The 22,707-nt window shown below is 56.2% G+C and carries 21 protein-coding genes and 1 pseudogene; 16 read left to right on the top strand and 6 right to left on the bottom strand.

The annotated features are described in order from the left end of the window. The first annotated feature begins 83 nt into the window (after nucleotides 1–83). The 9 genes and pseudogenes from CR105_RS25675 (at nucleotide 84) to CR105_RS25640 (ending at nucleotide 8,259) form a co-directional block, all read left to right on the top strand. Nucleotides 84–1,082 (top strand): helix-turn-helix domain-containing protein, encoded by a 999-nt coding sequence (locus CR105_RS25675; protein WP_099793572.1) that lies wholly within the window; start codon nucleotides 84–86, stop codon nucleotides 1,080–1,082. A gap of 101 nt (nucleotides 1,083–1,183) precedes the next feature. Further along, nucleotides 1,184–1,474, top strand: coding sequence for a hypothetical protein (locus CR105_RS25670; RefSeq protein ID WP_099793569.1), 291 nt, complete (start codon nucleotides 1,184–1,186; stop codon nucleotides 1,472–1,474). An 88-nt stretch (nucleotides 1,475–1,562) separates the two neighbouring features. Next, nucleotides 1,563–3,209 (top strand): asparagine synthase-related protein, encoded by a 1,647-nt coding sequence (locus CR105_RS25665; RefSeq protein ID WP_099793567.1) that lies wholly within the window; start codon nucleotides 1,563–1,565, stop codon nucleotides 3,207–3,209. Nucleotides 3,210–3,259: 50 nt separating this feature from the next. Continuing rightward, on the top strand, nucleotides 3,260–3,391 hold the full coding sequence (locus CR105_RS29310) for a hypothetical protein (RefSeq protein ID WP_267873920.1): 132 nt from the start codon (nucleotides 3,260–3,262) through the stop codon (nucleotides 3,389–3,391). Between the two features lie 44 nt (nucleotides 3,392–3,435). Next, complete coding sequence (locus CR105_RS25660) at nucleotides 3,436–4,077, top strand: lasso peptide biosynthesis protein (RefSeq protein ID WP_099793565.1); 642 nt, start codon at nucleotides 3,436–3,438, stop codon at nucleotides 4,075–4,077. A gap of 167 nt (nucleotides 4,078–4,244) precedes the next feature. Further along, nucleotides 4,245–5,063, top strand: a complete 819-nt coding sequence (locus CR105_RS25655) for a quinoprotein dehydrogenase-associated SoxYZ-like carrier (protein WP_099793563.1) — start codon at nucleotides 4,245–4,247, stop codon at nucleotides 5,061–5,063. Further along, on the top strand, nucleotides 5,064–6,008 hold the full coding sequence (locus CR105_RS25650) for a quinoprotein relay system zinc metallohydrolase 2 (RefSeq protein ID WP_099793560.1): 945 nt from the start codon (nucleotides 5,064–5,066) through the stop codon (nucleotides 6,006–6,008). 2 nt (nucleotides 6,009–6,010) lie between these two features. Then, entirely contained in the window at nucleotides 6,011–7,270 is a 1,260-nt protein-coding gene (locus CR105_RS25645; protein ID WP_370660708.1) for an NAD(P)/FAD-dependent oxidoreductase, read from the top strand. Between the two features lie 344 nt (nucleotides 7,271–7,614). Then, nucleotides 7,615–8,259: pseudogene (locus CR105_RS25640) on the top strand (OmpA family protein). Nucleotides 8,260–8,384: 125 nt separating this feature from the next. Here the strand turns inward: CR105_RS25640 and istB are convergent. Together istB and istA are read right to left on the bottom strand one after the other, a co-directional pair. Further along, a complete protein-coding gene (gene istB, locus CR105_RS25635) occupies nucleotides 8,385–9,170 on the bottom strand; it encodes an IS21-like element helper ATPase IstB (protein ID WP_099793556.1) in 786 nt (261 codons plus the stop codon). After that, the gene (istA, locus tag CR105_RS25630; protein ID WP_099793553.1) at nucleotides 9,167–10,660 is read right to left on the bottom strand and encodes an IS21 family transposase; all 1,494 of its coding nucleotides are present in this window, start codon (nucleotides 10,658–10,660) and stop codon (nucleotides 9,167–9,169) included. The genes istB and istA overlap by 4 nt, the downstream gene beginning before the upstream one ends. Nucleotides 10,661–10,803: 143 nt before the next feature. Here istA and CR105_RS25625 point away from each other — a divergent pair, with 143 nt between their 5' ends. Beyond that, nucleotides 10,804–11,511, top strand: coding sequence for a DUF2894 domain-containing protein (locus CR105_RS25625; RefSeq protein ID WP_180288312.1), 708 nt, complete (start codon nucleotides 10,804–10,806; stop codon nucleotides 11,509–11,511). Nucleotides 11,512–11,926: 415 nt separating this feature from the next. Here CR105_RS25625 and CR105_RS25620 read toward each other — a convergent pair whose 3' ends face one another. The 4 genes from CR105_RS25620 to CR105_RS28055 all read right to left on the bottom strand — a co-directional run bounded on the left by CR105_RS25620 (nucleotide 11,927) and on the right by CR105_RS28055 (nucleotide 17,533). Continuing rightward, nucleotides 11,927–12,283: a DUF3223 domain-containing protein gene (locus tag CR105_RS25620; protein ID WP_099793549.1), complete on the bottom strand. Its 357-nt coding sequence runs from the start codon at nucleotides 12,281–12,283 to the stop codon at nucleotides 11,927–11,929. Between the two features lie 32 nt (nucleotides 12,284–12,315). Beyond that, nucleotides 12,316–14,829, bottom strand: coding sequence for a DEAD/DEAH box helicase (locus tag CR105_RS25615; RefSeq protein ID WP_099793546.1), 2,514 nt, complete (start codon nucleotides 14,827–14,829; stop codon nucleotides 12,316–12,318). A 3-nt stretch (nucleotides 14,830–14,832) separates the two neighbouring features. Continuing rightward, nucleotides 14,833–15,750, bottom strand: a complete 918-nt coding sequence (locus CR105_RS25610; protein WP_099793544.1) for a HamA C-terminal domain-containing protein — start codon at nucleotides 15,748–15,750, stop codon at nucleotides 14,833–14,835. A gap of 364 nt (nucleotides 15,751–16,114) precedes the next feature. Beyond that, nucleotides 16,115–17,533, bottom strand: a complete 1,419-nt coding sequence (locus CR105_RS28055; RefSeq protein WP_131021818.1) for a P-loop ATPase, Sll1717 family — start codon at nucleotides 17,531–17,533, stop codon at nucleotides 16,115–16,117. A gap of 769 nt (nucleotides 17,534–18,302) precedes the next feature. Between CR105_RS28055 and CR105_RS25600 the strand changes: the two genes are divergently transcribed. The 6 genes from CR105_RS25600 to CR105_RS25575 form a co-directional block, all read left to right on the top strand. Continuing rightward, nucleotides 18,303–19,496 carry a tyrosine-type recombinase/integrase gene (locus CR105_RS25600; protein WP_099793540.1) on the top strand — a complete coding sequence of 398 codons (1,194 nt, stop codon included), beginning with the start codon at nucleotides 18,303–18,305 and terminating at the stop codon, nucleotides 19,494–19,496. 284 nt (nucleotides 19,497–19,780) lie between these two features. After that, on the top strand, nucleotides 19,781–19,975 hold the full coding sequence (locus tag CR105_RS25595) for a helix-turn-helix transcriptional regulator (RefSeq protein ID WP_099793537.1): 195 nt from the start codon (nucleotides 19,781–19,783) through the stop codon (nucleotides 19,973–19,975). A 178-nt stretch (nucleotides 19,976–20,153) separates the two neighbouring features. Then, nucleotides 20,154–21,488, top strand: a complete 1,335-nt coding sequence (locus CR105_RS25590) for a DNA-primase RepB domain-containing protein (protein ID WP_099793535.1) — start codon at nucleotides 20,154–20,156, stop codon at nucleotides 21,486–21,488. 46 nt (nucleotides 21,489–21,534) lie between these two features. Further along, entirely contained in the window at nucleotides 21,535–21,828 is a 294-nt protein-coding gene (gene tnpA, locus CR105_RS25585) for an IS66 family insertion sequence element accessory protein TnpA (RefSeq protein ID WP_099793533.1), read from the top strand. Continuing rightward, nucleotides 21,828–22,169 (top strand): IS66 family insertion sequence element accessory protein TnpB, encoded by a 342-nt coding sequence (gene tnpB / locus CR105_RS25580; RefSeq protein WP_099793531.1) that lies wholly within the window; start codon nucleotides 21,828–21,830, stop codon nucleotides 22,167–22,169. The genes tnpA and tnpB overlap by 1 nt, the downstream gene beginning before the upstream one ends. Nucleotides 22,170–22,226: 57 nt before the next feature. Then, the coding region (locus CR105_RS25575) for an IS66 family transposase (RefSeq protein ID WP_180288311.1) at nucleotides 22,227–22,707 on the top strand (481 nt) is incomplete at its 3' end.

The following is a 22,707-nucleotide window of genomic DNA, read 5'->3' as shown; positions in this document are numbered from 1 at the left end:
CAAAGGCGATTGCTCTGAAATGTTGCCCATCAGATAATTTTTATGTAAAATCAGTGCCACGATTAACTGTCACCCAAGAGCACATGGAACCGGACGACGTCTTAATACTGGACTTGTACTACGACGCCATGCATGCCTCGCTGTCGACCTTGTCCGAGGCGTGGTTCCTGCGCCTGAAAAAATCGCTGCATTTCGATTCTGGGGGAATTGCCGATTGCGCGGTCAGCCTGCATGGCAACCTGACCATGGAATCGGTGCAGTTGCACGCGACTTCGATAGAGCGCTTCCATGACCGCACTGAAACGGTCGGTGAGGAAAGCGTCGAGCACGGGGCTGCACCGAAAAGCAAGGATGTGTTGCTGAAATCGGCCTTCGTCAACCCTGGCGTGAGCGTGGTGATAGATATCGGCGCAACGTTTACCGACCCGAATGTGCTGGCGTACTGCAAAAAGTATGAAACCGCGCACGCGCTCGCGCTGATCACCAAGACGCCACTGCCGACCCGGTTTTGCGGTATGACGCTGTGGCGCGCCGACAGGCGCCGCCCCTATACCGTTGAAGACAAGGCGCTGGCCACCCGACTGCTCTCGCACGTACTGCAGGCACGGCAGGTGAGCAAGCGGTCGCCCTCCGCTGCCAGCACGGCGCCGTGCCAGAGCGCCTCGGTGCTGTGCAGCCGCAATGGCCACCTGTATTTCCCCGGACCGGCCGTGATCGAGATGTTGCAGTCGGAATGGCCGCAGTGGGAGCCGCCGCGCTTGCCCGAGCAATTGGTGCGCGAGTTGCAACAGGCGCGCCATGGCAGGTACTGCGGCACGACCCTGGACATACGCGCGCACCGCGATGGGGCCCTGATCACCCTGTCAGTGGTACGCAAGCACCCGCTAGCGGCGCTGACGCCGGCCGAGCAAAAGGTGGCCAAATGCGCCGTGCACGGCTTGCAATACAAGGAAATTGCCCGCGAGCTGGCAATTTCCCCGGCGACGGTGCGCAATCATCTGCATGCCATCTACCGCAAGCTGGGCGTGAGCAATAAGACCGCGCTGGGCAAGCTGGTGCAGGCGCCGGGAACGCTCGCATAGAACATCTGTTCCATGGAATCCGGTTTGGCGTTGGCCTATGATTCTCTCAACAACCTTCTGTTGTTGGGCATTCAACGCCCTCACCCTTACGCCACGAAACCATGCTGAAATCTTCCCTGTTGTGCTGTCTGGCCGCATGCGCGCTGTGCGCCTGTTCCACCATTGCCGAAAAAACCAACTTCCTGTCCGACGACGACGCCAAGGCAAAAGTCGCCGGCCCGCTCGGCTATCCCACCGGCGCGCTGACCTTGTTGACCCGCAAGACCGAAGGGGTTAACACCTACGTCACCGTGCGCGCCAGCGATAACAAGACCTTTGTCTGCACCATCAATGGCGGCAATGCGCTGTCGATGGGCCTGGTTAACCCACCAGATTGCCGGCCCCGTCCCTGAGCAGATTCAGCGCGATGGGCTCGCCGCAGCGAGCAACGCCACCAGCACACTATGTTTTTCATAAGCCAACGTCGAAGATGCCACTCCCATGCTCCACTCGCTGCGAACCCCTTCGGATCTGACCACGCCCCGCTGGCGCCTGCTGCTCTGGCACGAGCGGGGAGGCCGCTTCGATGCCAGTGCGCTGGCCAGTTTGCTCAGCGCTGATGAGCACAACGCCGACGGCGACCCATGCGCCGCCGTCGCCCGCATGGCCCAGCGGCTGGAGATGGCCTGGGCGCTCGCCCTGGTCGACCGGCGCAGCGGCGAGGTGGCCCTGGCGGTCGGCCCGCTCCACACGTTTTCGCTGTATCACGCTAGTATCGAAGGGCGGCTGGAGGTGCGCGACGCGCTGCCGGCGCTGCACCGCGGCGTGGGCGAGTCAGACGGCTTGCGCGGAGCGCTGAACGCCGATGGCTTAGCCGACTTCATCGCCCGCAGCATCGTTACCGGTCCGTTTGAATGGTCGCCGCATCCTGTGACGATGTTCAAAGCCTGGCAGACCGTGCCTGCCGGCGAATGCGTGCTGCTTGACCGCGCCGGTGCGCTGCAGCGGCGCATACGCATCGACGCAGTCATCGATGCCGCGATAGACGGCTACCAGGATCGTCCGGCATGCGCGTTGCAGGCTGCGGCCGCGGTGCGCGACGCCGTCGACGAACGCCTGCGCGCGCTGGCCGCCAACGCCCCATTGGCGTCGGATTTTTCCGGCGGCGTCGATTCGGCCATCATCCGCGCGCGCTGCCTGGCGGTGGCGCCCACACGTTACGCCGGCAGCGTCACTTGCCAGTTTCCCTACCCCGAATTTGCCCGCGAGGGGCAGATGCGCGCAGCCGTCCTGCTAGCCCAGCCCGGGCGCGTGCAGTTGGTCGATCATCGCCGCTACCTTCCGTTCGCCGGCCTTGATGAGATCATTTCGCATGACGCTCCGACACTCGCATCGACCGCCTGGGGCGCCATCACTGCCACTGTTCAGGCGGCGCAGGCTATGCAGGCTGGCATCCTGCTCAATGGCCACGGCGGCGATACCCTGTTCCGACTGCAACCCGGCAGCGCTGTCGAATACGCTTTGCCCAACAACCTGAAGGACTGTCTGCGCCCCGCCCTGCGCGCCGATGTGGCGGAACGGACAGCGGCAATTGCCCAGCAACTGAACCGGCGCCACGGCAGCTGGAACCCGGCAATGATCGCCCCTTCCCAGCCGCAAAAGCTGGTGCTCGCAGGACATCCGCAGATGCGCTACGAATCCGGTTTCATGGACCGCGAGGTGCTGCGCTCCTGCGCCACGCTGTGGCGCGCGCAGCCCACGCTGGCGGCGGTTGCGCAAAAGCCCGTCGCGCACGCCGCATTTGGGGACGACCTGCCCGCCGCACTGTGGCACCGCCCGTCCAAGGTTGACCACCTGGGCATCGTCTACCGCGGCGCGATGGCGGCGCGCGCCACCATCCTCGCCGTGTTCGAGCGCAACGCCGACGCACTCGCGCAGTTGGGCTGTCACCCGCGCTACCTCGTCAAGCTGGCCGACAACGCCAGCCGCGGCCTCGATGCGGGCAACTTCATGTTCAGCGTGCTGTTGTCGATTGCGCTGTGGCTGGACCAGGTCCACGCGCCAGGCCGCCCACCGCCGTCGACCCAAGCCTATTCACTCGAAGGCGACATGATCAACATGAACGAAAGCGAGGTATGCACGAACTGACTTTTTGATGCGTTTTACAACCCATTTACTTTGCCATCCAAGGACCTGACATGAAATTTGTTTTTAGTATTTTCCGCCGCTATTCCGTGCAACTGTGCGGCGACCGCAGCATGATCAAGGGCGGCGCCAACACCGGCAATCGCGATTCGATGAATAGTTATTACGAATACGACGGCCGTTAATCGTGCAACGACGGCGCCTTCTAGGCGCCTTCTGGAGAAAACCCATGAAACAACGCTGGTATCCGGTCCATGACGCCGAACTTGGCACCTACACGACAATCGCGCCGCGCACCGGACACCTGTTCGTCAGCTCCGAAGCGGGCTGGCCGGCCCCACTGGCATTGCTGCTGGGATTCGGCCGACGCAGCGAGGACCGCAGCATTGCGCAGCGCAACACCATTTGTGACCTTGATCCGTGCGACGCGCCGCTACGCGACCGCGATTCGTACAGCCAACTGCAGTGCGCCCCTGACCATGACGTCGCCTGTGCGCGCCGCATTCGCCGTATTGCCATGCTTGCGCTACGCCTGCTGAACGTGAGCGCGGCCGTTGGTCTGGTCCATCTGCTGGTGCGCCCCGGACGGCGCCCCGCGCCGCCGCTACACGTGGCCGTGGGCGAGCTGGCCGCCGCATTTGGCCGGCGCAGCAAGCAGGACTGCCTGTTCATATCCCTGTGCCGATACGCCTATCTGCGGCGCCTGAATATGACTGCGGCCGTGGTCCTGGGCGTGCATGTGCCCACCCAAAAAATGCACGCATGGGTGCAGCTTGACGGCCATCCGCTGCTGGAGTGCCCGGACGTGCTCGGGCACTACCAGAGCTGCGTACTGTACGACGGCGCAGACGCCGCCGCGCAATCGTCGTGAATATTGGAGATTCGTCAGTTCGAGAGGTTTGTTGGCCCTGAGCGTCGGGTATCAACCGGACTGATTGGTAACTGTCCATCCTGAATCAGCTTGACAGGGACCTAAGACAGCGAGACTATGCTTTTCGAAGTCGTGATTTTTTGACATTAAAAATCGAGGTAGATCTGATGAAACAACGCCTGCCCGGTTCGCGCTGCGTGTGTTTTTTCGCCGGCCTGGCAGCGCTGGCCCTGTCGGCTTGCCCGATCGCGGCAACGGCGCAGGCCGTCGCCGACCCATGGCCGGCATTGCAACAATCTTACTTCCCCGGCAAAAAGCTGGAACCCGCACCATTTATCCATGTCACCGCACCCGCGCGCGCAGCCAGCGGCGACCAGGTGCCGTTTGCTTTCAGCATCGATCATCCGATGACGGCAAACAATTACATCAAGTCGGTTACCGTGCTGGTCGATGCCAACCCGGTGCCTTTGACCGCGGTGTTCCACTTCAAGCCAGAAAGCGGCAAGGCGGAAATTTCCACCAGAATCCGCTTCGATGCGGATTCCCCGGTCCACGTCGTCGCCGAAGCGAATGATGGCAAATTGTATGTCAGCACGGTGACCGTCAAGGCATCGGGCGGTTGCGGCGGCAGCGTGGCGGGCGACGATCCGGTCGTCATGGCGGCGGCGGGCAAAATGAAGTTGGCGCTGGGCGGGCCTTTGAACGTTGGCGGGATCAACAAGGCCCGACTGTTGATCAGACATCCGATGTATACCGGCTTGCAGCGCAACCTCATCACCAATGGTTTTCGGCCTGCGTATTTCATTCAACATGTCGCCGTGACCTTCAACGGCCAGCCGGTCATGGTGGCGGATACCTCGATTGGTATCAGCGAAAATCCAATCCTCGAATTCGGCTTCGTCGCCGACCGGCCCGGTGCGCTGGCAGTGGTCTTGCAGGACAATACCGGCGCGACCTTCCGCCAGTCGATCGATGTCGGTGGCTGAATGCGGCGCCTGACCGGTCTGTCGCTCTTGCTGGCCGCAACCGTTTGCGCGCCCCTGGCCGCAGCGCCCCTGCGTGTCGACAAGGTGGCGCCGGGCGTCTATGTGCATATCGGCCAGCACAAGGATTTCGAGTACGGCTACGATGGCGACATCGCCAATGTCGGTTTTATCATTGGCACAGAGGCGGTCGCCATCATCGATACGGGCGGCTCCTACGCGGTGGGCATGGCACTGAAAGAAGCACTGCGCGGCCTCACGCAGCTTCCGGTTCGCTATGTCATCAACACACATGGCCATCCTGATCATATGTTCGGCAATGCCGCTTTTTTGCGTACCAATGCCGAGCGCGATGGCGCCGGCAGTGAGCCGCAAGTGATCGGTCACGCCCGGCTGCCGCGCGCGCTGGCCGCGCGCCGCGACGCTTATATGCGCAACCTGACTAAGCAGCTGGGAGAAGGCGCCGAAAAAAGCGTGCTGATTGCGCCTCGCCAGACCGTGCAAGACCGCCTGATCCTCGATCTCGGCCAACGCAAGCTGGAACTGACTGCCTGGCCAAGCGCGCATACCGACAACGATCTCACCGTATTCGACGGTGCAACCGGCACGCTGTGGAGCGGTGATTTGCTGTTTATCGAGCGCACCCCGGCCATTGACGGCGACGTCAAGGGATGGCTCGCTGTCACCGAACAATTGAAAAAGCTGCCTGCCGTCGTGGTCATTCCTGGACATGGCCCCGTCACCCGGCATAAAAATCAGGCGCTGGACCGCCAGGCGGACTATCTGGCCACCCTCCTGCGCGATGTGCGTGCGAGCATTCGCCGCGGCGACAACATGACGGCGACCATGACGACGGCGGCCGCCAGCGAACGTACGCGCTGGCAGCTGTTCGATGTGGTCAACCGGCGCAATGTGAATGTGCTTTTTCCACTTCTGGAATGGGAGTAAGGGTGCGCAGGCGGACCTTTCTCGAACTGGCCTTGAGCGGACCTGTCTGGCCCGCGCTGGCAGCACCTGGCAGGGACATTGCACGCCATGCCAGCCTGGGGCGCGTCGTCGTGGTCGGCGCGGGCTTCGGCGGGGCGACGGCAGCCAAGTATCTGCGGCTGTTGAGCGGTGGGCGCATCGACGTCATTCTGGTCGACGTGCGTGCCGATTTTATCTCCTGCCCGGTCAGCAACCGCGTGTTGGCTGGTCAAAAGACCCTGGAGCAACTCACGTTCGGCTACGGTTCCCTTGCGAACCACCATGGCGTCAAGCGCATGACCGGCAGTGTGACGGCGATCGATGCGGACAAGTCGCGCCTTATGGTGGCCGGCAAACCCTTGTCGTATGACCGCCTCATTGTCGCCCCCGGCATCGATTTCATGTACGACGCGTGGCCGGCGCTGGCCGGCGCACAGGAAACAATTCCCCATGCCTGGAAAGCGGGCCCGCAAACGCGCAATTTGCACCGGCAATTGTTGAATATGCCCGACGGCGGCGTGTTCACCATCACAGTGCCATTGCTGCCTTACCGTTGTCCGCCGGCGCCATACGAGCGCGCCTGCCAAGTAGCGTTCTACCTGAAAAGGCACAAGCCGCGTTCCAAGGTCATGGTGCTCGATGCCAATCCCGTCATCACCTCGAAACGCCCCCTGTTCGAGCGCGCCTGGCGAGATTTGTATCCGGGCTTGATCGAGTACGTGCCGGGCAGCGAGGTGCAACACGTCGATGTCGCGACCAGGACTGTGAAGACTGCGTTCGATCGCGTCACATCCGATGTCTTGAATATCATTCCACCGCAGCGGGCCGGCCAACTGGCGCAGGCTGCCGGCCTGGCCAACGTCGACGGCCGCTGGTGCGAGGTCGACTTTCTCAGTTATGCATCGCAAGTACTGCCGAATGTACACGTGATCGGCGACGCCATCGATGCCGGCTTGCCCAAGTCGGCCCACTTGGCCAACGCCCAGGCCAAGATTTGCGCGCGCGCCATCTATGCCCTGATGCAGGGACAGGCACCCGACCCGGCGCCCGCGTTTGCCAACACCTGCTACAGCTTTGTCGACGACCGGCAGGCGATGCACATATCGACCTTGTACCACTACGACGCGGCGAAAAAAAGCATGCAGGCGCAAGCGGACAGCTTCCTGTCGGCCCGGCCTTCGACCGACGAAGGCACGGACGCGGATGCGTGGGCGCGGCAGATCTGGGCCGACGTGCTGACGTGAGGCCAGGACCAATTGCAGGCAATCTTGAAGCCGTCAGAACAACAGCGCTGATTCGACTCACCTACCGACGCCAACGCCGTCATGCAAGCCTGCTACGCTGATCTGAACGGCCGGATTCGGCCAGAAGCAGTCGTTGGCGCGATGCACCAAAAATTTCGAAAACTTTAGATGACCTGCAATCCACTTTCTGAGGTCATTGACGATTCCCTCACCATCAATGACCGACGACCGTTCTCGCATCACACACATCATTGAGCGGCCAGGGGCCGAATGCTCTGGAGGAGCACCGTGACACGCAGGGGTGCGCCCCGCCCAACCCCATCTCTCGCGACCTGCCGCCCGCGGTGAACCGAAACGCCCAGCTCTTCGATCCGGAGCCGAAGAGCGCGCCGGTCTGGGCCGTCTTCGGCGACCTGATGTCCGGACTGCTGGGCGCATTTGTGCTGCTGCTGGTGGCAGTGGTTGGCGTGCAGATGGAACTGAGTTCCAGCCTGCAGGCAGAAGTGAAGAAACGTCAGGCCGAGGAACAACGCCGCATGACGCTGGAGAAGGCCCTGGCGGTTCCGCTGGCAAGCGGCCGCATTACCCTGAACAATGGCCGCATCGGCATCAGTGGTCAGGTTCTGTTCGCACAAAATTCGGACAAATTGCAGCCGGATGGCCGCCAGTTGCTCAACAGCCTGGTAGTGCCGCTGCGCGCCTATCTCGCCTCGCGCGACGAGATGCTGATGGTCAGTGGCTTTACCGACGACAAGCCCATCCGCAACGGACCGTTTGCGGCAACTGGGAACTGTCGGCGCAGCGTGCGCTAACGGTAACGCGCACGCTGGTCGAGCAAGGAATGCCTTCGTCGATGGTGTTTGCCGCCGCATTCGGTTCCGAGCAGCCGGTAAAAGCGAACACCGACGACACCGCGCGCGCAGAACCGGCGGGTGGAGATGGCGCCGGTACCCAAGTCTTCTCCTGCCAAAGCGCCTTCGAATGGGTGACGTTGGCATCCCGGCCTTGGATTCCGTGCAGGCGCTACCGCACTCAAGAATTGATCCCCTGTGGATGGCGTCAACTATCTTGGCCGGTCGGCGTCAATTATCTTGGCCGGTGAAGCGAAGTGTTGTTAATCCGTTTTTTCCTTCGTTTTTTGCTTGGCGGTAGCGCTGCCCACCGATGCGTGACGGCGACGATAGCTTTCCACGTTTAACTCGAAGATGGTCGAGTGATGCACCAGACGGTCCACCGCCGCCAGCGTCATGGCCGGTTCTGGAAACACCTGGTCCCACCCAGAGAACGGCTGGTTGGCCGTCAGCGCCAAGCTCTTCCTCTCGTAGCGCGCAGCGATCAGTTCGAACAGCACCGACGTCTCTGCCTGGTCGCGCCTGACGTAGCTCAGGTCATCCAAAATCAGCAGGTCGAATCGGTCCAGCTTTGCGATCTCGGCCGGCAGGCGCATTTCCCTGCGTGCCACCTGCAGCCGCTGCACGAGGTCGCTGGTGCGCGTGAAGTGAACGCCGTAGCCGCGGTCGATCAGGCCGTAGCCGATGGCGCACACGAGATGGCTCTTGCCCACGCCGGGCGGGCCGAACAGCAGCAGGTTGGCCCCCTGGTCGATCCAGCCGTCGCCTTCGACCAGCGCGGTGACATGCGCTTTCGATACCGTGGGTACCGTGGTGAAGTCGAAGCTCGATAGCAGCTTGCCCGGCAGGAGTTGGGATTCGAGCCGGTGCCGTTCCAGGCGCCGCGTTTCTCTCTCGGCCAACTCGTGTTCCATCACAGCGGTGAGGAAGCGCTCGGCAGGCCAGCCCTCCTTGTTCGACTGCTCTGCCAGGCCGGCCCACAGGCGCTTGATCGTTGGCAGGCGCAGCTCGTTGAGGATCAGCGGCAGGCGCGCCGCGATGCTGCTCATGCAGCCTCCAGCAAGCAGTCGTAGCTGGCCAGTGTCGGCAGCACCACCGTCACGGTCGGGCATTGCGCCGGCCGCGGCGCCATCTCCTGCTGCAGCTCTTCCAAGTCCGGCATCTCGCCGGCAGCGAGCAGCGCCGCCAAGCGCTGCGCGAGCGCCGCCTCGCAGCCGCCGTTGCCGGCCAGGTCCAGCAGGCCAACCATGAGCCTGCAGGCTTGCGCCTCGGGCAGGCAATCTTTCAGCTGAACCCACATCAGGCGGTACTCGGTACGCGGGAACAGCGCGTCGCGCAGCACAGAGCGCGCCAGCGCTCCGGGCTTGCGTTTGAGCGCTGGGAGCAGGTGGCGATAGTCGACCACCTTGCCGCGCCCGCTGACCGGGTCGGGCTGACCGCGCCGTAGCTCAAGTACGCACACATTGCCCAGCCAGCACTCAAGCCGCTCGGCGAAGACGCGTACTTTCAACCGATGTCCCACCAGCCTCGACGGGGCCGTGCACAGCACCTTCTTGACCGTCATCGTGCAGTACTTGGTGACGCGCGCGTCGACCTCCTCATAGTCGCTGCTGCGCCTTGTCGGCAGGGCCATGAGCATGGCACGTTCTTCATTGAACTTGCGGGCAACGCGGCCATTGAGTCGCCCGAATACTTCAGCCACGAACAGACGGTAGGCGTCCAGATCGGCGAAGTCGCGGTGCCCACGCAATAGCAACGCCTGCTCCATGGTGCGCTTGAGGGTGCCTTGCCGCGATTCGATCGAACCGTTCTCGTGGCTCACGCCGAGGTTGTTGCGGCTGGGGCGCATGCCGTAATGCTGGCACAGTGCATCATAGCGCCGCGTCAGCAGCTCATGCTCGGCCTTGTTCTTGAAAGCTGCGGCCAGGCTGTCGGTCCGGTGCTCCTCAGGAACGCCGCCCATCATCCATGCCGCATTCTGCAGGCCGGAGGACAGGGCCATGAAGCTCTCTCCGCCCAGCACCACCTCGACGTAGCGCCAGCCAGAGTAAGCCAAGGCGAACTGGTACAGCAGGTGCAATAGGGTCGCGCCGGCGATGGTCACTTGGAGGACGGTGGCATGGGTGAAGTCCGACAGGCCCAGGCGGCCAGGTGGGTGCGTCTGCGCGAAGAACACCTCGCGCTCCTTGCCGTAACTGGCGCTCCACGTGCGCACCCGTCGCTGCAAGGTGCGCAGCAGTGCATCGTCGTACAGCCCTGGATAACGCCGTTGAACCTCTTCGAGCAGCGTCGTCGCGGTCAGGCCCGGCGCAGCTGCCAGCATCGGTACGAGCTCGCTGTCCCAGACCGCCTCAAACGGGTCGGATCGCGTGCGCCACTTGCGCGCTTCTCGTTGAGATGGCAAAGCCTCGCTGGCGTCGATCCGGCGTGCTGAGCGTACGCTAATGCCGGTCTTGGCCGCAGCAACTTCCTGCCCGAGCTTGGTTCTGAGTTTCTTGTAAATGCCCACTTGGTGATCTCCAATGCGTTTGCCGGCCACTCGTCATCTCCCTCAGCACCGTGCTGAATGAAACAACTGTAAACCTCGCTTCCGCACCGGGCCGGTTTCAGGTGACAAACCGGCCAAGATAGTTGTCGTCTACCGGCCAAGATAATTGTCGCTCACCACCCCTGCTTGCGAGCGTGAGGGATCAGGGCGGAGAAAGCTTTGATACTGCAGGGTGGCACTATCTCGAAACGCTGGCGCAGCGCGCTGCTGCACACAATGGGAGCGTGCGGCAAATGCTGGAGGCGAAGCTCGCGCAAGCGCTGGCCGTATTTGCCGAGCGATTCGAGCAAGCGCGCACTGCCGCGGCCAGACTGCTTGCTACTGCTTGCGAGAAGCATCCACAGGCCGCCACCGAGCTGGAGCGGCTATTTGCAGGCAGCGATTTCAAAGGTTTGCGGTACTTTCTAGCCACGCTGGAAGCGCGAGAGCAATGTGCGGCATTGACCAAGCTGGTGTCGCAACTTGAACCGGCCTTGACCGGTTCACCGGGACATCCGCCCGTACAACATGCAACATCGCACTCGACCGCAACCGGCTCCTCCACCCTCGAGTTGAAGACCGTACGCGAATCACGCGCTACCTGGGTCAGACTGAGCGTCGACAAACAGCTGGCGCAGGCCATGAAACAGGCGCCGACAAATGCCGGGCCGATCAATTCCCACATGCTGGTACTGCGCTCATTGGCAATGATGCAGGAAATCTCGCCGGATTATCTGAGTCGCATGATCGCTTACGTTGATACGCTACTTTTATTGGATCCGAGCGAAATGGATGTGCCGGCCAAGCGGAAAAAGGCAGTACCTGCGAAGGCATCCAAGCCGACCAGGGCGATGAAAAAATGAGTCAGTTGTAAGGTCGAACGATGACTAAAAAAACCGGGGTGGGACGGGCCTGCCAGTGATAAATGACAGAAAATCACAAGCGTAATTTCAACGAGTAGACACGATTCCGACCACGCAGTACTCCGCCCATGCCTGCATCAGAAGATTCGCCTTTCGAGCAAGTCGCATCGACGATAGGCAGATCGACCTTGTTCGGCAGGCTCAAAAAAGCTCCCGGTCGGGGAGCTTAGTGAGGCGCTACTGGCTGAAGCGGTGAGATTCGAACTCTCCTTTGAGAAAATACGAAACTTCTGGATGTACCAGCCCCACTACGCACCTTTTCAACCCGCATTTTTGCTCAATTTGCTCCTGTTATATCCAGAATGAGGCGCGCTCAAGCTTGCTTGGTGTCCAAATCTCATATGTTCCAACTCATTCACGTCGGGTTACGTCGACCTTTTGTCTCCGAACGCAGCGGTCCCAGAGCTTTTTTATAACTGAAGTCGCTGCTTGTAGCGTCGGTTCGATGAACCCAAAAACTGTCTGACGACCAACCCTCGCCGTTATTAGTTTGTTTTGAAAAAAATAAAATTCCGGCGCCAATTTTCGTCGCCTCTCCCGGTAGTAGCATAGAGTCGTATCGTTCCAGCAGCGCTGCAAGGTCGCTTACATCCTGCGGAGAAGATATTTGCTCACCCACGGAATAACGATCCAACATTTGTTGGAAGTGATCAAGTGCATCGCCAGAGCGCTTCCAGGAAAGCCCGTTTTGTAAAGAAACACCTCTAGTCATTGCTGTACTCCTTTTCGGTGGATACGATTTTATTATTGGTAACCCAAAAGTTCACGAATTTCAGCTTGGCAAACTTTGGGCAGAGAAAGTGTGGCGAGACGGATAGAAGCCAATTTTTTCAAGAGGTCCTCGGGTTCCCGCGTATCGCCCCAAAAAACCGCAGTCGACAATCTGATGGCGGTAAATCTTGATAACCCGACAGCCATAAGGCCTAACGATATTTGATCAGAAGATCCGAATTCTAAATACACGTGATATGGAGCCACAATGCACTCGTCAACTTCGCGTCCTCTTTCTTTTAAGACAATTCTTAACAGGTCTTCAAAAGCTGCGAAATAACGGACTAAATTAAACCGTATTTCGGTTTCGATCAACTTCAACAAATCTCGAATAATCTTAGACGCCGAATCTTTAACGCCTCGCGCGCGGAGCAGATCGACTCTTTTTACGAGCATCTCACCTATGGGCTTCCCCCAAACCCATTCGTGAGCCACTCCACAAATCCAGCGCTGCTGCTTCTCCGTTGTTTGAATATCAAACGCGTTGTAAATCAACGCGACCGCACTGCTCATCCGTTGCTTCCCGCCCGTTTCATGCGGCTTGATCAATAGAATTAAATCCAGAAACTCAAGTCCCGCGATCTGTTCGTATAAACGTTGAAGCATGTCAGGACGTAACGAACGGTGAGAATCCAAAAAGCTAACCGGCAGCGATATAATCAATGACTTTAGCGAATCAATGTTTGCGGAGAGAATTTGATTGTTGGCTTCTGTAGCGTAATTAATTCGGACTAACTGTTCCCCATCCCCATCGCCCCGCAACTCATGAAAGAGTCGACTAAACGCGGCGTCACCAAGATCTTTATCTTCCGCCAAGACATCATTTCCTAACACTCCTTGGATCAACGAACCACCATCTTGCATGACATTGCTCATCGCACTGCTAATCTCCTGAAGCTCCGCTCCTTGGAACGAGGCTACCTCCCATTCCATCGGCCTGATACACCATACGTTGCCATGAAATTCGTTCAGCAATCGACCGGCACGGCCAGCCAAATTCCTGAAGTCGGCACGTTCCATTGGCGCCGGCCCGAGATGAGGATTATGAATAACGATATGCTTTGCAGGCAAATTTACGCCTTGCAGGAGCGTGCTAGTTGAAGCTAAAAATCGAATTGTCCCATCCTTAAAAAAACGCTCCACCCCAGCTCTAACAATGGACGGCATGTTCCCGTAGTGGAATCCTACGCCCATGGTTAGCGACATAATCAACGGATACTCTTCATGGATCTCTGCTCTAATAAAATTTATAAAATCGAGCAATTCGGCAGGCGCCTCGAAATCGTGAACATAGCTAGCAGCACACATCGCTGTTTTTTCTGCTTCAGCCGCTGAACTAGCGAAAACAATCACAGATTCACCTGGCTTGCAAACCTTTAATGCAAACCTCGCTTTCTGAACTGCCACCGAATCGCGAAATGAAAAATCCAGGGTGGAACGTCCGACCCGAATTAGCGATCCATTAATGAGAGACGAGATTTCAACTATATTAGGCTTTCCCGACACGGGAGCAACGAGTAACAGATTTTGTGAAACGGGTGACACCTCTTCAGTGAAGAAATGACCATCTTTCTCACGTTGAAATAAATTGAGCAAGTACCCCGGATTTTGAATCAATGGGCTAGCGAAAAAGACGTCAGCCATTGGCGATTGCTTTAAGGCCAGATCCACTGCGTTCTGCAAAAGTATTCCACGATTCCCTTTTTTCAATTCGTGGGCTTCATCAACAATTAAAAGCGAAATTGCGGTTTTATCCTTACTAATTGCAAGTAGACTCAACAGCCGCTCCTGCGTTAACACAAATACTACCCCACTGACCGCACAAGATAATTTTACTGGGAAAGGTGCAGTTCTAATCACAATTCCACTCATGTTCTCTTCGCGCACGGTTGTTCTAATTCGGCCGACCACCTCCGTCACCAGTGCACGCGTAGGAACGACATAGACAATACACTTACCGCTTGCTTCGCCAAGACGCCGTATCAATTCTAAATTTAAGACGTACGATTTCCCCGCAGATGTTGGCGCCGATACACTTAGCGCCCTCTCACCAGAGAGAGAATGGTAAAGTCGATACTGGAAATTCGTGAGGCAAATCCCGTTTTCCAAACTATTCTCCGCTTGACGCGCGATGCGCTCTAGCGAGAGAGAAAATGGAATATCGGGCTCGGAATCCTGGCGAAATCGCCGACGTAATAGTGACCGCCCGGGGAAGTTTCCCACTCTCGACAAAATCATATCTGCACTCGAAATAAGATCGTCAACGTCGACATAACACTCAATTAAGCGGCTACAGATCTCATAAGCCAGGGACTGCATATCAGCTTGATCAGAAAGCGAGGAAATAGATGCGACCCCAACCAACAACCTTACCTCGTCGGAATTTAAAGAGCATGATAGATGTGAATCAGTAGCGATACTAGCATTGACGCTTAACATCACCAATTTTTTGTAGGCAGTAGGAAACCCGTCAGGAAAGCGGCTCATATATTATTTCAAGGCAGCATTAAATGCATTTCTAAACTCAGCCACTGAAGGGAACGGGATGAAAAAGAACTCAAATCGCAAATGCAGTTTTTCGAATGACTCGAATTTCTTATCTAAATTTTTTATAATTTTTTGACTGTCTTCCACTAAATGAGCTAAAAAATCATTTTTAAGATCCGCCGAATCCAGACTTTTATACTTTGCCCAATCATATCCTATTAAACAGGCATGATTTAGACGTGCGCCCGCGCCAGGCTCACCCCGTTTGATCAAATCGGATATTCGCTCCCGCACCTTCTCGTCGGCATATTTAAAGTGCTTTGTCACCATCACTAGTTCGTGTCGGTACATTTCATTATCATGAAAACCATTAACACTTTTTATTACAGCAGAAATCGCACTATTTACGTCTTTGTAAAGTTTCGATTCACCAAAATAAAAGTCTACGATGTTCGATGTTGGATCCCAACGGGCGTGGATGCCGTCTGAACCCTTCACCTCATCTCTATGGTTAGTTTTCAATTCCATCTTTGCCACGATCTGCGGCGCCTTTAATATTGCTTCGGTAAGGAAAAACAGTAGTGCTTCCCCAGCCTCTCCTGTTTCATCAGGATCCTCTGCAGTAACTTCCGGTCGCCGAAACAGCGCGCGGGCTTCTTTAACCAATCGAGCGGACTGTACCGTCGTAAGGGGCGCACTGCGATTGCGCGCAGAAATGCAATAATCGATTATGTAGTCATATAGCACCTCGGCTAATGCTTTCACCATCGGTAATCCATTTCCATCAAATCGCATGTGGTGGTATCGGACATTTCCTTTCAAATTATTTAGCACAAAGTTCTGGGTTACCACATCGACACATTCATGATAATGAACTTCTTTTACTGCTAGGAATTTTGATAGGTCCTCAAGCGAGCTCATATTTTGTGTCCAATCGTCGTACACACAATCCGCCAAGTGAGTACGGCGGTACTGTTAAATCATCGTCAACAGCACTACATTTCTACGGTGCGAAACGCAGCGTCCGACCTACTGGCTGCGATGCTGCGGAGCCGAGCGCATTCATTGCGGCGCGGGGGAGCGGCGGGACAGATCTACGGTACCAACGTGCAAGTTGATCGTTCCGGGACGGGGAATTGATGCACAAATGTCCCCTCTTCCACCAGCCGATCGCCCGACCTTCCGGCACTTCCGGCGAGGCATGGCGATCATGAGGACGACGAAATCGCCAAAAACCTTTAAGTTTCTGCACTACTTTCGGCGCCGTGATCACGTGACGACAGCGCTAAAGCCCAAGTGCCTTTAGCGCCCCGCGATGGAGCGTGATTGCATGTCTCTCATTGAAATCGTTTCCGTCACGCATTTTCGAAAAATAATTTCCGTTGTCCGTTCTGTTGGAAATGGCCCCGCAGTCATACATTACTTCTAGCATTCTTTTTAGATCCGGAAGCTCATATTTATTGCCGTTTAGGAACATTGAAAATTCTAAGAATTTGAATTCACGCTTGTGAAAATGAATCAATGCCTGTTTCAGAATCGATATATCTTTCCTGCTAAAATATCCGTCGAGTTCGTCTTCGATCTCCGGCCAAAAATAATCGGTAGAATATTTTTTTACAGATTTTACAAGATCATTGTATGACACGGTGCTAGATTTTGCTTTAAACCCTTGGATTTCGGTTAGAAGCCTTAGAAAGTCTCTCGGGGTGTACCTTGTATTATCCAAAAGGTATTCAACGGAATCTTTGTCGTCATATTTTTTTTGAAAATTCGTGTCAAATAAATTTCCTTGCAACCCTGATTTCGCAGCCCTAAATTGCGCTAATTTTATTATATGCTTTTCATTTGTATCAATTTGATCCTCGTACCAATTCAGCGTAACCGTATAATTTGACAATTTATTCTTATTCGCGCCGGGCAATTTTTGATATATGTCTTTTCGGCACAAAATAACTATTTTCATAGGAACATTCTGCTCCCTAAATAATTTATTTAACTCTCCTGATTCACTTATCAACGCAGAGATTATCAGAAGCTGATTATTTTTCTCACTGAGCTGGTCATCAAGACCATCAATGATGATGAAATGTTTATTTGGCGACTGCAAATGCTCAGCGATACCTTTTAAGTGCCCTATAATCTGTGAAAACATCAACATGTTTGCTTTGGTTGGAGTTAGATCTCCAGATAGTTCAAAGCTCATTAGTTTGATTTTAAATTCGTTAGTCCCGCTTATTCTCGCAAGCTCCGAAATACTAGTAGACGGCAAAATTCCGATTTTTGTTAGATTTTCTACAGCGCGATTGAATTCGCTATTAAATTCTTGGTCTTTGCCAAGGTCATTTTTAAAAGAGAGGATGACCTGAACTAGCAACGCCCACTGCCAAACCGTAGGAAGTTTTGTTTCGGGGCCCTCGTCTCCTGGAATGATTTTTGAAAATGATTTAAAAGGAAAGTCTTTCATTCCAAACTTCGAGACAAACAATTGAGAGCCATCCGGTTGAAGTCCGGACTTAGCTTTCAGATTTTCTCCTACAATCGATTTGCCGCTACCTTTATTACCTAACACGAGAAATTCACGGTCGTTAATTATACTGCTTGAGACACTTTTGAAATCATAGAAACCGTCGGTAACGAGATCTGGGCTTTTATCAATTTCTTCTTCTGCACTTAGCTCGCCGAATTTTATATCTTTGTATTCCATTGAAACTTCCTATTTATCCGAATGCAAAAACAATTTTTACATTCTATTACTTATAGAACCAATATTTCGGCGCGCCGCATAGCTTGGAATTCCAAAAATTTTTTGGCAAGAGTTACCAGTTTCCCACAGTTTGACAAGTTTATGCAAGAAAGTGCAAAAAATTGCCGCAGCATATTGTTTGCAATATGGTGTTTTGTTGTCGTTTATTTAACGGTAGTCGGCACATTCCATATCGATGACCCACTCACAGGAGCCAGGCCCTTCTTTACGGATCTTGTAGGCGGCGCTATGAATTTACGTTTTTCGGCGAAATCATGTTGGGCGTGTGGGCAAGCCTGAGCTATAAGCACGCGGGAGAGAGGGCGCCTGGGAAGAACAACGGACCACATAACCCGAATCTGCACGCAATTGCAGAATGTCTCAGCGCAAGCCATGGACCTGAATGTTGCCCCGCCCGATGCGGCGCAGGACTGCGGTTAAGTCATATCGGTGTTCCGATTGCTAGTAGATTCTTTCCCCTACGAACAGGCGAAAAAAAAGCTCCCGTTTGGGGAGCTTACTGATGAGCTGCTGGCGGAAGCGGTGTCAGCCACTTACGTGACCACTGATGCTCATGCAAGACCACCCTTGATATTGCTCGTTGGAAGGGCACCAGTAGCTACATGGCGCCCTTGGTCCCCCGGGGTCCCTGTTGGTGTAATTGATGTCCACTGACATCTGATACTATTTTGTAGGTCGACTTGATTGTCGCGGCTTAGGAGCTCAAGAAATGGCTGGAACAATCCACCGGTTAAAAGCGTTAGCAGTAGCACAGAACACAACTCCAGGGCTCTACAGTGATGGTGGGGGGCTTTACCTTCAGATTATGAAAGCGGGCGCCAAGAGCTGGCTGTTTCGTTACATGAGACAGAGCAAGGCCCGAAGTGTCGGCTTAGGCCCCTTACATACGGTCAGCCTAGCGCAGGCCCGCTTGGCTGCGCACGCGTGCAGGGGGCAGCTGCAGGAGGGCGTTGACCCACTGGCTGCCAAAAAGGACCGGCAACATGCTCAGCGAATGGATGACGCGCGTGCGCTTAGCTTTCGTGACTGTGCAACGCAATACCATCTATCGCACAAAGACGCTTGGAAGAACAAGAAGCATGCCGACCAGTGGACGAACACTCTTTCGACATACGCTTATCCGACATTTGGCCATCTTCCCATCGCTGATGTTGACGTAGAACTCGTGATGAAGGTACTCGAGCCCATCTGGAAAGTAAAAACCGAGACAGCATCACGCCTACGCGGCCGGATTGAGTCCGTGATTGACTGGGCTACGGCACGCGGTTATCGGCGCGGCGACAATCCGGCGCGATGGAAAGGACACCTAGATCATTTGCTGATAAGCCGGTCGGCCGCAAATAAGGTAGCACACCATCCGGCACTGCCCTACGGCCAGCTTCCCCAATTCATCTCCGCGCTACGGGATGAGGTGGGCATATCACCACTCGCACTCGAGTTCACGATCCTTTGCGCCAGTCGGACAAGCGAGACGATAAAAGCGACGTTCGCTGAGTTCGACCTCGAAGCCAAGGTATGGGTCATCCCCCCAGCGCGGATGAAGGCTGACCGTGAACATCGTGTGCCATTGAGTGACCGTGCCTGCGCAATCGTTGAGAGGATGGCGAACAGCGCAGAGAACGACTTCGTATTCCCAGGGCGCAAGAAGGACTCTTCGCTCACGAATATGGCAATGCTCGAACTCGTACGCGGGATGAAATTCGGGCCCATCACGGTGCACGGCTTTCGTTCAACGTTCCGCGACTGGGCCGGCGAATGCACCCACCATCCGCGAGAGTGCATTGAGTTCGCCCTTGCGCACACTGTCAAGGACAAGACTGAAGCCGCCTACTTTCGAGGTGATCTGTTTGAAAAACGTCGTCTTCTCATGAACGACTGGGCAGCCTTTTGCCAGTCACAATAAGCTCTGCCATGAGCGTGCCTGGCAGACCGCGGCTGGCCCTCATCGTCAAGCGCCACTTTTGCGCGCTCCGCAATTTCGTGTAGACTTCGTTCCTTGACGTATCGAACGCCTGGAAATTCTAAGGGTCACAGAACGTCTTGCGAGGACACTCCCAACGCCTTGCTCCCCTACCCCCAACCAAACTAATTCCCGATAGCCATTGGCCCAGCCGATGTTTATGCGAACTCCGTTCGCCTACTCATTACGCTCCATGGCTCCAATTATTTTTGCGTTTTGGAGGTGTCATGTTTTCAAAGAAGCTCATCCGACTCAACGACGTACTGGAAATTACCGGTCTGTCCAAGAGCCAAATATACGCGCTGATCGCTGAACAAAAATTTGTTCGTCAGGTGAAGATTGCACGCTCAAGCCGCTGGTCGCTCGACGCGGTGAATGCCTGGGTTGACGCCCGTGTTGCAGAGAGCGAGGTTGCCAATTAATACACCTATTCGCGACTATCCCTTCTCCCTACCCGCTCAAAGTAATCGATAGGCGGCAAATGCAACATGAGCCAGTTGAGTTGTTTTTATATGTTTAATTTTTTAACCAATGTAAAAAAGTATAAACAATATAAATCGTACTCAGTTGACTCACCAGACACCCAATTGAAAGCAAACTATGAAATCCAGCGTCAAACCTACAGACTACGATCACAGCTTTACTGACGCGAAAATCCTCTGCCACGCTGTACACGGTGAAGAGGGCAAGTTCGGTTTGGTCTACATGAACCGCTGCAACCAGTCCCGCGTAGTCAAGGCCGTCGAACACAGCTACGGAACCTTCACCGAGCAGGAAGATACGCTCGCGAAACACGCCGCGGCAGGCTGGGAGCCCTACATGATGGTCGCCGTCACGACTGAGGCCGGTCATTCCCGCAATATTGTGCAGCATACCTGGGCTGTCGCGGCCGATTTCGACAATGGGCTTCCTGAGTTGTTTGAGTCGAATGAGTTGATTTGCCCCACTTACGTGGTCACGACTTCGACTGGCCGTTACCATGCCGTGTGGGTTCTTGATGCCATTTGCACCCCGGCCCAGATGCAGTTTTTGGCTGTGACCATTCAAGAACGCTTTGATGGTGACGCAGCGTTCGCCCGCACGAATCAGGCAATCCGCTTGCCTGGCGTCCGCAACCACAAAAACGGCGACAAGGTGAAGCTTCACGACGAGTACCAAAGTGGAAAGCTGCACGGCTACGATACGCTTTGCCATGCGTTCGACGCCCCGTTGGTCGCAAATCTGGAACGCATGCTTAATCCACGCATGAACGAGAGTTTGACTATCTCGCGGACGCATCACACGACCGCCGACATGGTGAAGGACGCGGCGAGTGCGCTGCCACACCTGACGCACATGGCGTCCGAATACGACAGCTGGGTAAGCATCGGCCTCGCCTTGGCGGGACTTGGAAACGAGGGTGAAAAGCTGTTCCACACTTTTTCGGCATACTCTGCCGATTACGATGCAGACGCGGTCGCGAAGAAATGGCCCTACCTTCTTAAGGCAGCAGACTCGTCATCGATTCGCGCGCTGTTTTACGCTGCGCAACGAGAAGGATGGTCGAACCCGGGTTTCCGCAGCCAAAACGTTACCGCCAGCGTCCTGACCGACCGCGACTTTGGTGCAATGTGCGCGGAAGTCATGCACGCGGAATTCGCTGTCATCGAGCATCCCAGCCAAAAAGGACCGCCGCATTTTTTGAAGCAAGAAGGTGGCAGTTATCGCCTCCTGACTGACATTGAGCGTCGCAGCGAAGCTGAACGTGCGGCGAAGGCGGTAATTGCGAACCTCTCCTCCGACGGCGTACAGACGGCATGGCTGAAGAAGATCGGCACCATCAAAGGCTTGAACGATGTTTGCGAACATATTGCAGAAGTCTTGATCCTCAAACATGAGGGAAATAAGGTGCGGTCCTTCCGTAAGCGTCCGGCCGTCCCATCTATGATTTTCTGATCACCCCGTCCACACTATTTCCCTTTCTACTTGAGGGAAGCCACCGATGAAGTTTGTAGAACGCGAGGCGCTTTGGCGGGAGCGCGTGGAGCAATGGCGTGGTAGCGGGTTGTCACAGCGCGCATTCGCGCTGAAGCATGGCTATCCTGTGCGGCAGGTGGGCTATTGGGTACGCCGGCTGGCGGCTCCGCAGTCGACACCACTGATGTTGCCGGTCGCAGTCGATAGCGCTGCGGCGCCGGCGGGGGCAATGAGCTTGCGCTGCGAGCGCGGCTGGATGTTGACGTTGCCGGGCGACGTGCCGGCAGTCTGGCTAGCCGAGCTGCTGCGCGCTCTGTAATGGAACTGCGTGCCGAATCGATCTGGCTGGCCACGGCACCAGTGGACATGCGCACTGGAATTGATGGACTCTCGCTGCACGTGCAGCAAGCCTTGGGCAAGCCGCCTTGTGATGGCGCGGCCTACGTCTTTGCCAACCGCCGCCGCACGCGCCTGAAGTTGGTGTGCTGGGACGGCAATGGCGTATGGATGTGCTTGCGCCGTCTGCACCGCGGCCAGTTCATCTGGCCTGACGCAGACGCCACTAGTTGGAAGATTGATGCCCAGCAGTGGCAATGGCTGGTGACCGGTGTGGATTGGCAGCGGCTGTCTGCCCCGCCGCCCGCGCAGTGGCGTTTGTGAGGAAACGTAAACTGTTTTGCTTGTAAACGTCGGCGCCGACTAGTAAACTGTGACCCCATGAACCTGCTCGCCGAACTCACCCGCACCCACGCCGATCCCGCCGTGATCGCGCAGGTGCGCGCGTTGATCGAGGACGCGGCGCAAACCACGCGTTTGACGGCCATCGTCGCCGAGAAGGATTTCAAGATCTCCGCGTTGACGCACGAACTGGCCTATTACAAGCGCATTCAGTTCGGCAAGAAGAGTGAAGTTCAGTCCGGCGAGCAGCGCGAGCTGTTCGAAGAGACGGTCGATGCCGACCTGGCGGCGATGGAAGATGAGCTGCAGGGCTTGCAAGGCAAGAAGCCCACTGCGCCGCGTCAACGCGCGGGCCGCCAAGCATTGCCTCCAGAGCTGCCACGTGTTGAGCACCGCCACGAACCCGAATCCTGCCAGTGCGGCCAATGCGGCAAGGACCTGGTCAAGATTGGCGAAGACATCAGCGAACAACTGGATGTGGAACCGGCGCGCTTCTTCGTGCACCGCCACATCCGCCCGC

This window comes from Massilia eurypsychrophila (assembly GCF_002760655.1).
Lineage (GTDB): Bacteria > Pseudomonadota > Gammaproteobacteria > Burkholderiales > Burkholderiaceae_D > JAFCUW01.
This window is presented reverse-complemented; position numbering and strand designations above follow the sequence as displayed.